This is a genomic window from Streptomyces sp. VNUA24 (assembly GCF_029167005.1).
Classification (GTDB): Bacteria; Actinomycetota; Actinomycetes; order Streptomycetales; family Streptomycetaceae; genus Streptomyces; species Streptomyces scabiei.
In genome coordinates this window covers 9,033,469-9,046,874 of the sequence record NZ_CP119143.1, presented here as the reverse complement: position 1 = coordinate 9,046,874, position 13,406 = coordinate 9,033,469, and the positions used below count along the sequence as shown (strand labels likewise).

At 70.7% G+C, this 13,406-nt stretch carries 15 protein-coding genes and 6 tRNA genes; 8 read left to right on the top strand and 13 right to left on the bottom strand.

What is annotated here, in order from left to right; genetic code table 11:
- Window positions 1-10: 10 nt before the first annotated feature.
- From PYR72_RS38940 to PYR72_RS38915, 6 genes are all read right to left on the bottom strand, one after another.
- Window positions 11-616, bottom strand: coding sequence for a hypothetical protein (locus PYR72_RS38940; RefSeq protein ID WP_275459651.1), 606 nt, complete (start codon window positions 614-616; stop codon window positions 11-13).
- Window positions 617-628: 12 nt separating this feature from the next.
- Window positions 629-1,528: a carbohydrate ABC transporter permease gene (locus PYR72_RS38935; RefSeq protein ID WP_275459650.1), complete on the bottom strand. Its 900-nt coding sequence runs from the start codon at window positions 1,526-1,528 to the stop codon at window positions 629-631.
- Entirely contained in the window at window positions 1,528-2,526 is a 999-nt protein-coding gene (locus tag PYR72_RS38930) for a sugar ABC transporter permease (protein ID WP_275459649.1), read from the bottom strand. Before PYR72_RS38930 ends, PYR72_RS38935 begins: the two co-directional genes overlap by 1 nt.
- Complete coding sequence (locus tag PYR72_RS38925; RefSeq protein WP_275459648.1) at window positions 2,526-3,815, bottom strand: extracellular solute-binding protein; 1,290 nt, start codon at window positions 3,813-3,815, stop codon at window positions 2,526-2,528. Before PYR72_RS38925 ends, PYR72_RS38930 begins: the two co-directional genes overlap by 1 nt.
- A gap of 594 nt (window positions 3,816-4,409) precedes the next feature.
- Window positions 4,410-4,481, bottom strand: a tRNA-Val gene (locus PYR72_RS38920).
- A gap of 78 nt (window positions 4,482-4,559) precedes the next feature.
- Window positions 4,560-5,039, bottom strand: coding sequence for a TIGR02611 family protein (locus tag PYR72_RS38915; RefSeq protein WP_275459647.1), 480 nt, complete (start codon window positions 5,037-5,039; stop codon window positions 4,560-4,562).
- Between the two features lie 191 nt (window positions 5,040-5,230).
- On the opposite strand from PYR72_RS38915, the gene PYR72_RS38910 reads away from it, so the two are divergent.
- Together PYR72_RS38910 and PYR72_RS38905 are read left to right on the top strand one after the other, a co-directional pair.
- Window positions 5,231-5,644: an SsgA family sporulation/cell division regulator gene (locus PYR72_RS38910; protein ID WP_004002642.1), complete on the top strand. Its 414-nt coding sequence runs from the start codon at window positions 5,231-5,233 to the stop codon at window positions 5,642-5,644.
- Window positions 5,645-5,959: 315 nt separating this feature from the next.
- Complete coding sequence (locus tag PYR72_RS38905; protein ID WP_275459646.1) at window positions 5,960-6,520, top strand: CGNR zinc finger domain-containing protein; 561 nt, start codon at window positions 5,960-5,962, stop codon at window positions 6,518-6,520.
- A 98-nt stretch (window positions 6,521-6,618) separates the two neighbouring features.
- Here the strand turns inward: PYR72_RS38905 and PYR72_RS38900 are convergent, their stop codons facing one another.
- Window positions 6,619-6,771: a hypothetical protein gene (locus PYR72_RS38900; protein ID WP_013004980.1), complete on the bottom strand. Its 153-nt coding sequence runs from the start codon at window positions 6,769-6,771 to the stop codon at window positions 6,619-6,621.
- A gap of 202 nt (window positions 6,772-6,973) precedes the next feature.
- Entirely contained in the window at window positions 6,974-7,429 is a 456-nt protein-coding gene (locus PYR72_RS38895; RefSeq protein ID WP_275459645.1) for a hypothetical protein, read from the bottom strand.
- A 160-nt stretch (window positions 7,430-7,589) separates the two neighbouring features.
- On the opposite strand from PYR72_RS38895, the gene PYR72_RS38890 reads away from it, so the two are divergent.
- On the top strand, window positions 7,590-8,108 hold the full coding sequence (locus tag PYR72_RS38890; protein ID WP_275459644.1) for a DsbA family protein: 519 nt from the start codon (window positions 7,590-7,592) through the stop codon (window positions 8,106-8,108).
- Between the two features lie 282 nt (window positions 8,109-8,390).
- On the opposite strand, the gene PYR72_RS38885 is transcribed toward PYR72_RS38890, so the two are convergent.
- The 3 genes from PYR72_RS38885 to PYR72_RS38875 all read right to left on the bottom strand — a co-directional run bounded on the left by PYR72_RS38885 (window position 8,391) and on the right by PYR72_RS38875 (window position 11,277).
- Window positions 8,391-9,215 carry a GNAT family N-acetyltransferase gene (locus PYR72_RS38885; protein WP_275459643.1) on the bottom strand — a complete coding sequence of 275 codons (825 nt, stop codon included), beginning with the start codon at window positions 9,213-9,215 and terminating at the stop codon, window positions 8,391-8,393.
- Between the two features lie 200 nt (window positions 9,216-9,415).
- Window positions 9,416-10,237 (bottom strand): aminodeoxychorismate lyase, encoded by an 822-nt coding sequence (locus PYR72_RS38880; RefSeq protein ID WP_275459642.1) that lies wholly within the window; start codon window positions 10,235-10,237, stop codon window positions 9,416-9,418.
- A complete protein-coding gene (locus PYR72_RS38875; RefSeq protein WP_275459641.1) occupies window positions 10,234-11,277 on the bottom strand; it encodes a chorismate-binding protein in 1,044 nt (347 codons plus the stop codon). The genes PYR72_RS38880 and PYR72_RS38875 overlap by 4 nt, the downstream gene beginning before the upstream one ends.
- A 157-nt stretch (window positions 11,278-11,434) precedes the next feature.
- Here PYR72_RS38875 and PYR72_RS38870 point away from each other — a divergent pair.
- The 5 genes from PYR72_RS38870 to PYR72_RS38850 all read left to right on the top strand — a co-directional run bounded on the left by PYR72_RS38870 (window position 11,435) and on the right by PYR72_RS38850 (window position 11,912).
- Window positions 11,435-11,507: transfer RNA gene (locus PYR72_RS38870), tRNA-Gly, on the top strand.
- Between the two features lie 39 nt (window positions 11,508-11,546).
- Window positions 11,547-11,620 (top strand) — tRNA-Cys (locus tag PYR72_RS38865).
- Window position 11,621: 1 nt separating this feature from the next.
- Window positions 11,622-11,693: transfer RNA gene (locus PYR72_RS38860), tRNA-Val, on the top strand.
- 41 nt (window positions 11,694-11,734) lie between these two features.
- Window positions 11,735-11,806: transfer RNA gene (locus PYR72_RS38855), tRNA-Val, on the top strand.
- Window positions 11,807-11,840: 34 nt separating this feature from the next.
- Window positions 11,841-11,912: transfer RNA gene (locus PYR72_RS38850), tRNA-Val, on the top strand.
- Window positions 11,913-11,994: 82 nt separating this feature from the next.
- On the opposite strand, the gene PYR72_RS38845 is transcribed toward PYR72_RS38850, so the two are convergent.
- A complete protein-coding gene (locus tag PYR72_RS38845; protein ID WP_079081847.1) occupies window positions 11,995-12,300 on the bottom strand; it encodes a zf-TFIIB domain-containing protein in 306 nt (101 codons plus the stop codon).
- A gap of 87 nt (window positions 12,301-12,387) precedes the next feature.
- A complete protein-coding gene (locus PYR72_RS38840; RefSeq protein WP_275459640.1) occupies window positions 12,388-13,335 on the bottom strand; it encodes an aminoglycoside phosphotransferase family protein in 948 nt (315 codons plus the stop codon).
- Between the last annotated feature and the right edge of the window lie 71 nt (window positions 13,336-13,406).

The following is a 13,406-nucleotide window of genomic DNA, read 5'->3' as shown; positions in this document are numbered from 1 at the left end:
CCCGCCGCGGTCAGCGGCGGCGGTACCGCTCCTCCACGGCTACGGCCGCCGCCGCGACGGCCCCGAGGACCGGGATCGCCAACGGCGCGACGAACCAGGCGGAACAGACCACCACGGCCAGTCCGCCGACGAGCAGGAACGACCCGGCGGGGTCGAGCACGGTCCGCCGCCCGGCCGCGCCGAGCAGCGCACGCCAGGGGGAGCCGGGCCGCCAGACCGCCGCCGCGCGCAGTCCGGCGACGACGGCGCCGATCAGCGCGAGGACACCGATCGCGCCGACCAGCGGCCCGCCCGGAAGACCTGCGCGGACGGCCCGGACGTCCACCCACACCGCCGCGAGCGCCGCCCATCCGGCGAGTCCGACCAGCCAGCCGCCGCGCACCGCCGTCCGGAAGTCGGCCCAGAACTCCCGCCACCCGCCGCCCTCGTGGGTCGTGCGGCGCCGGAGGTGCCGGGAGCCGGCGGCGAACGCGGCCGGGTAGGTCAGCAGCGGCAGCGAGGCCAGCGCGATCCACACGCCGGTGAGCAGACACTCGGCGAACAGCGCGAACCGTTCGGCGAGCACGGACTCCTCGCGGGAAGCGGCGGTCTTCGCCCGGGCACGGGTCTGGGCCATGGTCGGCTCACCTCAGCCCTTCAGGCCCGAGGTGGCCATGCCGTCGATCAGATAGCGCTGGAAGGCGAGGAAGAAGGCGAGCACCGGCAGCAGGGCCACCAGCGACATCGCGATCATGCCGCCGTAGTTGGCCACCCCGTCCTGGTCCACGAACATCTTCAGCCCGAGCGAGACCGTGTACTTGTCGGGCTCGTTCAGATAGATCAGCGGGCCCATGAAGTCGTTCCAGGAGTTGATGAAGGTGAAGATCGCGCTGGTGATGAGCGCGGGCCGGCACAGCGGCAGCACGATCGACCAGTAGATCTGGAAGTGCCCGCAGCCGTCGAGCCGCGCCGCCTCGTCGAGCTCCTTGGGCAGGTTCCGCATGAACTGCACCATCAGGAAGACGAAGAACGCCTCCGTGGCCAGGTACTTCGGCAGCAGCAGCGGGGTGTAGGTGTTGATCAGCTCCATGTTGCGGAACAGCACGTACTGCGGGATCAGCAGCACGTGGTACGGCAGCAGCAGCGTGCCGATCATCAGCGTGAAGAGCAGGTTGCGTCCGGCGAACTTGATCTTCGAGAAGGCGTACGCCGTCAGCGAGCAGGACACCAGGATGCCGATCACCGAACCCACGGCGAGCGTGAGCGAGTTGAGGAAGAACGTGGAGATCGGGATGTCGGCGATACCGTCGGCGAGCCGGGTGTAGTTCTCGACGACCGGGTCGCTCGGCAGCAGGTCCAGACTGCCGACGATGTCCTCGCTCTTCTTGAGCGAGCCGCCGACGACCCAGATCACCGGGTAGAGGATCACCGCGAGAATGGCCAGCGACCCGAGGTGCCAGGCGAGGGAGCCGGGCAGCCTGCGCCGCAGGGCCCCCGTCCGCGAGGCGGGTGCCGGGGCCGGGGTGATCTCGGTGGCCTGTGCACTCATCAGGCACCCTCCTCGTAGTGCACCCAGCGCTTCTGGGACCAGAACAGCACGGCCGTCACCAGGGCGACCGCGACCAGCAGCAGCCAGGCCATGGCGGAGGCCAGACCCATCCGGCTGTTCTCGAAGCCCTGGACGTACAGATAACAGGTGTAGACCATCGAGCCGTCGGCCGGACCGCAGGCATTGCCGCCGGCCCCGCCGCCGACGATGTACGCCGAGCTGAAGATCTGGAACGAGTGGATCGTCTCCAGCAGGACGTTGAAGAAGAGGACCGGGGAGATCATCGGCAGGGTGATGTTCCAGAAGCGCCGCCAGGTGCCCGCCCCGTCGACCTCGGCGGCCTCGTACAGCTCGCGCGGGACCTGCTTGAGACCGGCCAGGAAGATGACCATGGGGGCGCCGAACTGCCAGACGGTGAGCGCCACCAGGCTGTAGATGATCATCTCCGGGTCGCCGGTCCAGCCGCCGACGTCGATGCCGAAGATCTTCTGCGTACGGTCGACGATCGCGTCGTCGGAGAAGATGGCCTTCCAGACGATCGCGATGGAGACGCTGGCGCCGATCAGCGACGGCGCGTAGAAGGCGGCCCGGTAGAAGGCCTGCCCGCGCCGCTTCTGGGCCAGGAGCAGTGCCACGCCGAGGGCCGCGATCAGCTTCAGGGGCGTGCCCACGGCGACGTACCAGAGGGTGACCCGCACCGAGTGGCGCCAGCGGGGGTCGGCGAACATCTCGGAGAAGTTGTCGAGGCCGATCCACCGGGGCGCGTCGAACAGGTTGTAGTCGGTGAAGGCGAAGTAGAGCGAGGCGATCATCGGGCCCGCGGTGAGCAGCAGGAATCCGGCGATCCAGGGGGACATGAAGAGATAGCCGGCCAGGTTCTCCCGGCGGCCCCGCCGCTTGAGCGCGGCGGGGCGGGGAGCCTTGGCCGGACGCTGCCGCGGCTCGGAGTCCCGGGTCGGGTTCTCCGTCGCAGGGGCGTGTGTCACGGCGGTTCCCATCAGCTGCCGAGAGCCGTCTTCGACTCGGTGAAGAACTGCTTGACGGCGTCGTCCACCGAGCGCGTGCCCAGACCGAGCTCCTCGCCGATGCGCAGGAACGCGGCCTCACAGATGTCCGCGCCGTTCGGGTGCGGGGTGATGGGCTCCAGGACGCCGGCCGCGACGAGGGACTCCTCGTACGCGGCGATCGCCTTGTTGACCGGGTCCGTCGGCTGGAACGCGTCGTACTGGGCCTGCGTCGCGGGCACCCCGCGGTCGTAGCCCATGATCTTGGCGACCTCGGGCTCGTGCACCATGAAGTCGATGAACTGCGCGACCTCCTTGGGGTGCTGGGTGCGCTTGGAGGCGCTGAGCATGAGGGAGCCGAGGTACTGGCCGGTCTTCTTGCCGTCGGTGGTGGGGATGGGGGCCAGGCCGTACTCGCTCTTGCCCTCGGAGGTGTAACGGACGGTGAAGTTGTCCCAGGTGAACTCACCGGCGGCGAGTTCCGCGGCCACCGCCGACTTGGGCTTGATCTGCGCGACCTTCTTCGGGTCGGCGTAGAGGCCCTCCTTGATGCCCTTCCTGGCCTTCGTCCACCACTGCTCGAGATCCGCCTCGGTGAAGCCGAGTCCGTCCGCGGTGAAGAACGCCTTGCCGTTCTGGCGCAGGTAGAGGTCGTAGAGGTACATGACGCCGTACATGCCGCTGTCGCCGGCGCGTCCCGTCTTGTCGTGGATCTTCTTCATCGCCGCGTCGAAGTCGTCCCAGGTCCAGCCCTGCTCGGGCTTGATGCCGGACTTGGTGTACACGGGCTTGTCGATCACCAGGGCCATCGAGTTGGACCCGACCGGGACGCCGAGCAGCTTTCCGTCGACCTCGCCGAACTTCTCCAGGCCCGCTCTGAAGCCCTCCAGCGACAGGTGGCCCGCCTCGACCTGAGGGCTGAGATCGAGCAGCACATTCTTCGCGTCGTATTTCCGCAGGAAACCGATGGCATTCTGGAACACGTCCGGCGGATTTCCACCGGACGCCTGGGTGTTGAACTTCTTCCAGAAGTCGGGATAGGGCTGGAAGTCGGTCTTGACCTTGATCTTCGGGTACTTCTTCTCGAAAAGCGCGATGGTCTTCTTGATGCGCGCCGCGCGGTCCTCGGCGCCCCACCAGGCGTAACGGATCGTCACCGTTCCGTCCCCCGCGCCGCTGCCGCCACCACAGGCCGTGGCGGTCGCCCCCAGCCCCGCGACGGCCAGTGAGGCTCCGGCCGCCTTGAGGACCGTCCGCCTCTCAACGTTCCTGTTCTGCTGCATGGTTGAGCCTCCCCGCGCCGTTGCGTCCGCGCCGTGAATCGTTTCAAGTAAGCGCTTGCTGGCACAAGGTACGGAGACCCTCAGGAGACGTCAATGATTCGGACAGGAATTGATGGAAAGCGGTGTCACCCGAGCACCGGGGACGACGAGGCCGCAGGTGACGGCGGGTCAACCGAAAGCGCAGGTCCGGGAGTTGCGGTCGACGGGCCGAACGCGGGGGCGGCCGAGGGTCCGCCAACGGAAGAGGCTGAAAGGAGTCAGTGGGGCGATCCCCGGGCCGCTCGGCGAACCACCCGCGGACCAAGGCGGACCCGGCGACGACCACCGCGCGGACAGGGGCGGGAGGGCACCGAATTCGGCCAAATCGAGGGAGAGCCGGAGCACGCCGGCCGCCAGCCGGTCTCCACCGGGCGCCTGCCGTGACGTCGCCCGACGCTCACGCACACCCCGAATTCGCCCCCACCCTGGCCCGGCACCCGGCATCCGACACCTGGGTCCATCAGGCATCAGGCATCAGGCATCAGGCACGGTCGTACGGTCACGCAAAAAGCGGCCCGGCCCACGTTTTCCGTGGACCGGGCCGCTATCATCCGGTGGGCGATACTGGGTTCGAACCAGTGACCTCTTCGGTGTGAACGAAGCGCTCTCCCACTGAGCTAATCGCCCGGACGCAGGAAGAACATTACCCCATGTCAGCGGGTGCCTCCGACCACGTTCCCCGGCCTCGCGCCGACCCGTCCGTGATCACTGGTCCTTGATGTTCCAGGGCATCTCGAAGCCGAACTTCCAGACGTAGACACCGACCAGAACGGCCACGATCACCAGGCCGATCGTCGTCAGCACGATGTTGCGGCGCCGGACCTTCGGGTCGAGGGCGCGCTGGGTGGCCTCGGAGACCTTCCGCTTGGTCCAGCGGAGCACCAGCTGGGCCCAGACGAACTCCGTCGCCCAGATCGCCATGCCGCCGAAGATCACGAGCCAGCCCGGGCCGGGCAGCGGAAGCATGATCACGCCCGCCACGACCACCGCGAGGCCGACCACGAAGACGGCCACCTGCCAGCTCATGTGCAGCATCCGCCGCGCCTTGACGAAATCCGGCGCCCGGGATCCGAGCGGTGCCTCGTCCTTGGCCATATCGGCCTCACCGTTCGCTACGTCCGTGTCACTCTTCGTTCCGTCGGCCGCCACACCGGCCTCCCCCGTTCCGTGACTCCCCGTGTCCATACGGCCAAACCCTACCGGAGAGAAACCGGTCACCGGAATGGTCGTACCCCCCGAAGACGGTCTCGGCCGGATGAGCTACCAAAAGCGACGCAAAACTCCCAGAGGGGTTTACAACGGCACCGTAGGTGGCATGTCGATTTCGCCGACGTGCGAATCCCCGAGCGCACACTGAGCGAAAGGCCTTGGCGCTTATGAACACCACGGTCAGCTGCGAGCTGCACCTGCGCCTCGTTGTGTCGAGCGAGTCCTCACTGCCCGTTCCCGCGGGACTGCGGTATGACACGGCCGATCCCTACGCCGTGCACGCCACCTTCCACACCGGAGCAGAGGAAACGGTCGAATGGGTGTTCGCCCGCGACCTCCTCGCCGAGGGCCTGCACCGGCCCACCGGCACCGGCGACGTCCGTGTCTGGCCGTCCCGCAGTCATGGCCAGGGCGTCGTGTGCATCGCCCTGAGCTCCCCGGAGGGCGAAGCCCTCCTCGAAGCCCCGGCGCGAGCCCTGGAGTCCTTCCTGAAGCGCACAGACGCCGCCGTGCCACCCGGCACGGAGCACCGGCACTTCGACCTCGATCAGGAGCTCTCGCACATCCTCGCCGAAAGCTAGGGCGAGACCCCCACAGAGCCGCCCGGCGCCGTCCACTCGGGGAGACGGCTCGGGCTCGGACAACCGAATACGGCCTCGGGCCGACCCAACGGCGCCGTCGTCGCGGACCCCCGCGCGGCGGCGTCGCCATGTCGTGACTCTGTGCGACGGAATCCGGCTCCTCCGGGCCCGCTCCCCCGCCCGCCCTCCTGGCCCGTTCCGCTCTGGGCGGAGCACCCCGGGCCGGTCGGCACCGGCCCGCCGCCTCGCCGAGCGATTACCATCGGCCAGCATCGGCGGGCGCCCGCCCGACCCACGCAGGCCAGGGAGCGAAACGTGCTGATCACCCACGACACCCGGTGTTCCCTCGATGCCGTGGTGGATCTGGTGAACACCGTGCCGGACGACGAGACGGCGACCGACGAGCTCGCGACCGTCGCGGCGCTCGCCGAGTTCGTACGAAAGCACGACATCAGCGATGTCGGGGTGCTGTCCGAGTTCGACCTCGCGGCCGTGCGGCGGGTCCGCGGCCGGTTCGCCGAGATCTTCGCGGCGGCCGACGCGGCCTCGGCCGCCTCGGTCATCAACGAGCTGATCGCCGCGGCGGGCACCACCCCCCGCCTCACCGACCACGACGGCTACGACTGGCACGTGCACTACTTCGCGCCCGGCGCGTCGCTCGCCGACCATCTCTCCGCCGACTGCGGCATGGCGCTGGCCTTCTTCGTGGTCGCCGGGGAGCAGGAGCGGCTTCGCCGCTGCGAGGCCCCCGACTGCCGGCGCGCCTTCGTGGACCTCTCCCGCAACCGCTCGCGCCGCTACTGCGACAGCCGTACCTGCGGAAACCGCCTGCATGTGGCCGCCTACCGGGCGCGCCGCAAGGAGGCGGCCGGCTGAACCGGTGGCCGTCCGCGCGAAGGCCGGGGCCGGGTGAGGGCCGGACACGGGGACTGACGGAGCCCTCGACGGATGACGCCAGGGGCTCCGTTTACGGCTCAGAGCATCAGCAGGTCGTGCAGTGACGCCATGAGCAGCAGGCAGCCGATCACCGCTAGGAAGATCATCAGCGGTGGCTGGGAGAGCGCGAAGAGACAACCTCGACGCTCCTCCGGTGGGGCGACAGTGTCGCTCTGTGTTGTGTCCAGCATCTCGCCGCGATGATGACGCAGCGGAGACCCCTCGCGCGATCAACCCACCCGGAATGACGGAGAGTTCGCCAATATCCACGAAGTGTGGAACGAACGTGATCACTTCGCGGTCGCCGCCCGACCTTCTGTGTCGTTTCAGTCCGCGGGCCCTCGGCGGCCGGTACGCCAGGCTTCTCCAGGTCGGATGCGGTGCTTCGCCGGGTCAGATGCCGTGCTTCTTGAGGATCGCCTCGATGTCGCTGAAGTCGTCCCCCGTAGACGCGGCCGGACCGGTCGCCCGGGGTGCCGCGGCCGGACGGGCCGCCGGCCGCGTGCCCTGGCCCAGTGAGGGTGCCGAGGCCGCCGGGGCTATCGCTCCGGTGCGGGACGCCTTGGCCTCCTTGCGCTCCTTGCCCGGGGCTCCGCGGCGCCGCTCCACGGCGCGGGTGGTCATGAAAAGGAACCAGGCGGCGCCGAGCACGCCGAAGCCGGCCCAGGCGGTCGGGCTGAACGCGGTGTCGGCCAGCCACTCGACGACCCCGGTCATCACCAGACCGAGGGGCACGAGGGAGTAGGCCGCGATGCGGGCGGCTCTGAGGAAACGCTTCCGGTAGGCCGTGATCGCGGCGATGCCCAGGCCCGCCGCGGAGACGGCGGCACACACGGTCTCGGCAATCATCCGGTCCTCCAGGCGGTGCGCGGTCGGGTCGGTCTCGTGGCGTCCCTTCCATCCTGCACCGCCACGCGTCCGATATGCCATGGTCCGGGGAGACCTCAGGGACATCTCCGGGTCGCCTCGGGGTCGGCCCCGGCTCCGGAGAGCTGGGAGACTGATCTCCATGAGCGACTCCTCCCCCGTCCCCACCGCCGTCGTCCTGGACGTCTGGTGCGAGCTCCAGTGCCCCGACTGCCGCAGCGCCCTCGACGACGTCCGCGCGCTGCGGGCCCGCTACGGCGACCGGCTCGACGTGCGGTTGCGGCACTTCCCGCTGGAGAAGCACAAGCACGCCTTCGCCGCCGCGCAGGCCGCCGAGGAGGCCGCGGAGCAGGGCCGGGCGTGGCCGTACGTCGAGGCCGTGCTCGGCAGGGTCGAGGAGCTGGACCGGACCGGAGAGCCGTTCCTCGTCGATGTCGCCCGTGAACTCGGTCTGGACGCGGAGGAGTTCGACACCGCGCTCATCGACGGCCGGCACATCCTGATCGTCGACGCCGACCAGGCCGAGGGCAAGGCGATCGGTGTGACGGGCACGCCCACGTACGTCATCGGTGGCGAGCGTCTCGACGGCGGCAAGAGCCAGGCGGGGCTGCGCGAGCGGATCGAGGAGATCGCCGACCGGCTGCTGGCCGGGGGCGCGTGACCTCGGCCGGCCGCCTGACTCCGGCCGGCCGCCTGGCTCCGGCCGGCCGCCTGGCTCCGGCCGGGCGCCTGGCTCCGGCCGGGCGCCTGGCTCCGGCCGGGCGCCTGGCTCCGGCCGGGCGCCTGGCTCCGGTCGGCTGCCCGACCGGGCTGCGGCGCCGAGGGCTCCGGGAAGCGCCCCACCGTCGCCCTGTCCCCGTCCACGCCGCCGCCGTCCCGCCCGCCGTCGGCCCGTCGTCGCCCGGCAGCCCGGTCCGCCGTCGCGCGGCTCCCGGTGTGGTCGTCAGAGCAGGGGCTTGGACAGGTGGTGGGCCGTGGTCTCGTAGCCGAGGGAGTCGTAGAGGCATTCGGCCCGGGCGTTGCCCGCGAAGACGTTGAGCGCGATGGCGGTCTTCCCCGCCGCCAGCGCCTGCGCCTCGGCCAGCAGCATGAGCGAACGGCCGTGCCCCCGTCCCCGGTGGGCGGCGTCCGCCTCCACGTCGTAGACGAACGCGGGGTCGTCGGCCAGTCGCAGCCACAGCGTGCCGACCCTCGTGCCCTCGTGCTCCAGCACGCTGCACAGGTTGTCCGCGGAGGCCACCCCCTGCGGCAGACACCGCACATAGTCCTCGGCGGCCCTGGCGTACGCCTCCTCCTCGGGCACGCCCCGGGTGATCAGGTCCTGGGCGTAGCCCTCCAGCCCTGCCGCCTTCCAGGGTTCGTACTCGGCCTCGGTCATGGGCCGGCCCCTGCTGCCCGCGGGCAGTTCGGGCGGGGTGCCGCCGAGGGGCTTGCGCATGGTCCGGTTGCGCAGGACGTAGCCGAGCGCCTGGGTCAGCCGCAGCGCGGGCTCGGCACCGGCCGGGACGGACGCCTCGATCCGCCGGCAGCCCCAGCCCCGGGCCACCTCCTCGGCGGCGAGCGCGGCGACCGTCGCTCTGCCGCGCCGCCGGTCGGGTTCGTCGATGCGCAGGTCCAGGATCCGGGCGGCCGAGGAGGCCGGGCCCGGACGCGTACCGAGATGGATCTCGCCTGCGGGACGGCTGTTCACGCACACCTGGTAGCGGCGCGAACGGGAACCGTCGGCTGCGTGCTGAAGCGGCTCGATGGGCCGCAGGGTGGTGGTCATCAGGGGTGTTCTACCCGCCGTGGCGCGAGGAGTCCGCCGAATATCCACCGCGGCCATCACACATCGCAGGCTTCACTCACCGCAGGCTTCACTCACCGCAGGCTTCACACATCGCAGGCTTCACTCACCGCAGGCTTCACGGATCGCAGGCTTCACACATCGCAGGCTTCACGGATCGCAGGCTTCACACATCGCAGGCGTCAGGGATCGAGGTCGTCGCCGGACCGCTCGTCGAAGATCCGCATCGCCTTGGCCGTCACCGGGCCGGGCGCGGGGAGGAGTTCACGGGCGTCGACGCGGTGCACGGCCTGCACGTCGCGCAGGCTGGACGTCAGGAAGACCTCGTCGGCGCTGTTCAGGACGTCCAGCGGCAGGTCGGTCTCGCGGGCGCCGGTCCATTCGACGACCAGGGCCCGGGTGATGCCCGCGAGACAGCCGGAGGCGACCGGTGGGGTGTGGATCTCACCGTCGAGGACGACGAAGACGTTGGAGCCCGTGCCCTCGCAGAGCTGTCCCACCGTGTTGGCGAACAGCGCCTCGGTGGCGCCCCGTTCGTGGGCGCGGGCGAGGGCCACGACGTTCTCGGCGTACGAGGTGGTCTTCAGGCCGGTGAGGGCGCCGCGCTCGTTGCGGGTCCACGGGACGGTGATCGCGGCGGTGGTGTCGGCGCGGCGGGCGGTCTCGCCGAGGGCCACGACCAGGGTCGGTCCGTGGTCGCCCCGGTCGGAGCCGAGCGGGGAGACGCCGCCGGTGTAGGTGATGCGGAGCCGGCCGAGGGCCACCGGGTTGGCCTCCACGACGGCCGAGCAGGCGCGGCGCACCTCGTCGAGGTCGGGCTCGGGCAGACCGAGTCCCTGTGCCGAGCGGGCCAGACGGTCGAGATGCCGGGTCAGCGCGAACGGCCGGCCGGCCACCGTCTTCGCGGTCTCGAAGACGCCGTCGCCCACGGTCAGTCCGTGGTCGAGGACGGAGACACGGGCGGAGTCGATGTCCTGCAGTCCGCCGTCGAGCCAGATCTTCACGTAAGGGTCCTCCCACTCGCCTCGTACGTCCCCGACGCTACCGCGAGCAGCCTGGCCGCCTTCAGCTCGGTCTCCCGCCACTCCGCCTCGGGGTCCGACCCCCAGGTGATGCCCGCTCCCGTGCCGAAGCGCAGTTCGCCCGCCGTCCGGTCGATCCAGAAGGTACGGATCCCGACCGCCAGCTCTCCCGTCCCCCGGTCGGCGTCGACCCAGCCGATGCCGCCGGTGTACGGGCCGCGCGGCGCGGTCTCCAGGGCGTCGATGATGCGCAGGGCGCTCGACTTCGGCGCGCCGGTGACGGAGCCGGGCGGGAAGGAGGCGGCGAGCAGCTCGGGCCAGCCGGCGCCGTCGCGCAGTTCGCCGCGCACCGTCGACACCAGGTGCACGAGGCCCGGGTGCTTCTCGACCACGCACAGGTCGGGCACGGTCACCGACCCGGTGGCGCAGACCTGCCCGATGTCGTTGCGGACCAGGTCGACGATCATGACGTTCTCGGCGCGGTCCTTGTCCAGGAGGTCGGCCTCGGTGCGTCCGGTGCCCTTGATCGGGCCCGACGTGACGACCCGGCCGTCGCGGCGCAGGAAGAGTTCGGGAGAGGCGGTGGCGATCTCGACACCGTGACCTGGGAGGCGAATCGTTCCTGCATAGGGGGCCGGATTGCCGCGGGCCAGCAGTGCGGTCAGGGCGTCCACGTCGGCGTCCGGGGCGACGGGCGCGGACAGCACCCGGCAGAGGTTCGCCTGGTACACCTCTCCGGCGGCTATGTGCTCGCGGATCCGCCGGACCCCCGCCGTGTACGCGGCGCGGTCGAGGGACGTCGTCCAGTCACCGACGGCGGGACCGCGCCACTCCCCCGGCACCGGAGCCGGAGCGGGCTCCCGGCGTACGTCAGCGAAGCGCGCGCACACCAGACCGCCCTCGTAGTCCGCGCACACGGCCCAGAAGCCGGCGGAGTCCAGGGCGGCGGCGTCGCTGGTCACATCGGTGAGACCGGTGGCCACGAGGTCGCCGAAGCGGGCGAGGGGAAGGAGGTCGGACACGCAGTCGAGTCTAGGACGGGTGCCCTGCGGGTGGGCCCGGCCGGGTCTCGGACTGGACGCACCGCAGCACGCTGCACAAACGCGTTTTTGTGCTGGCCCCGGAATCCGCTAGAGTTCAACTCGTCGCCGGGTCGCGCAAGCGGACCGGAAACGACAAGCGGACGTAGCTCAGTTGGTAGAGCGCAACCTTGCCAAGGTTGAGGTCGCCAGTTCGAACCTGGTCGTCCGCTCGCAGGAACGTGGGGGATCTTCCCGACCCCCGCACTCCTGGTGGAGTGGCCGAGAGGCGAGGCAACGGCCTGCAAAGCCGTCTACACGGGTTCAAATCCCGTCTCCACCTCCAAGGACGATTAGCTCAGCGGGAGAGCGCTTCCCTGACACGGAAGAGGTCACTGGTTCAATCCCAGTATCGTCCACTGAGGCCCGAGGGCTTCCCGGAGCCGGACGGCTTCGACCCGCGCGATTAGCTCAGCGGGAGAGCGCTTCCCTGACACGGAAGAGGTCACTGGTTCAATCCCAGTATCGCGCACGCAGGATGCACCGCCCCCGGGCTGTGATCCCGAGGACGATTAGCTCAGCGGGAGAGCGCTTCCCTGACACGGAAGAGGTCACTGGTTCAATCCCAGTATCGTCCACACGCACCGAGCCCCCGGCCGTCTCGTACGGTCGGGGGCTTCGTCGTGCGGAGGGGCGCTGTGCGCCCCCCGCCCGGCTCGGTCAGCTGGAGAACAGCATGTGGCCGAAGCCGCGGTTGTGGTGACCGTGACCGCCGTGGTGGCCTCCGTGGTGACCACCGTGCGGGGCGCCCCAGGCGGGAGCGTTGTGACCGCCGCCCGCGGGGTACTGCGGGGCGGCCGGCGGCGGGGGAACGGCCGGGCCGCCGCCCCACTGGCCCTCCATACGGGTCAGCGCCTCCAGCTCGCCGTAGTCGAGGAAGATCCCACGACAGCCGCTGCACTGCTCGATCTGGACGCCACTGCGGTTGTAGGTGTGCATCGGCGCATGGCACTTGGGACACTGCATGTGCATGGTTCGGGTCAACTCCTCGGCGCTCGGTCCTGCTTCGCGTTACGCCTGGACAGACACTGTCCGGCTGCGGTCGGTTGCACCCTACTTCGGGAAAGGGCCGTCCAACTCCGGCGGGATGCCACTCATTCGGTCACATGCGTCCACAACGGACCGCTGGGCCTCGTCCAGGGGCCGGTCCGCCGCCGTGCACTTCGCGATCGCCAGTGCCGCGGTCTGCACGGTGAGTGCGCGGGCGGGTACGTCCAGTGCCGGCCAGGGGTCGCCGTGCGGAGGGACCGCCGGGCCGTCGGCCGACCGGTAGGCGCCCAGGAAGCGAGTCCAGTCCGCGGGCGGGAGGAGGCCGCAGGCGTACCAGGCCGCCGGGCGGGCCAGATCCCAGGCGGGGACGCCCACGCCCAGGTCGTCGACGTCGATGAGACGCCAGGCCCCCGTGCCCTCCGGATGCCGGACGAGCTGGCCGAGATGCAGATCGCCGTGGCAGAGCGTGGTCGTGCCGGGCATGGGGGCCTCGGCCCTGGCCCAGGCGGGGAGAGCGTGCCAGGCGCGCAGCACCGAGGGGGTGGCGGGGTGGTGCGGTGCGGTGGATGCGAGGCGGGCGACGGCGTGGGCCGCCTTGACCGGGCCCCGCATCGGCGGCAGGCCCGCGGGGGGCGGCTGCCGGTGGAGGCGGGCGAGGAGCGTGGCCGCCGCCTCCCAGGGAGCGACCTCCGGGGCCTCGGGGTCGACCGGGGTCCCGTACGGCCAGAACGTGACGAGGCGGTCGTGGAGGGCGGCCGGGGTGGGGGTGAGCGGGGCGAGAAGGGTGTCGGGGTGGGACGCGGCGACAGTCATACGGAGTGCCAGGTGGGCGGGGTCGGTGCCGGGGGCGTGCGCCTTGGCCACGGTGTCGCCGTGGCGGACGACGACGCCGTCGGCGCGCTCCGCGAGGACCGAGTCCGGATGGGAGCACAGGGCGGCCCCGGGGTGCGCCCTGCCGCGCACCCTGGCCCTCAGGGCGGGGAGCACGTCGGCGTCGGCTGTGGCGGTCATGGATCCCCCTGCTCGGGTACGGCGCTGCCCCGTGAGCCTACGGTTCGGAAGCGCCGCCCGGCCGGGGGTGA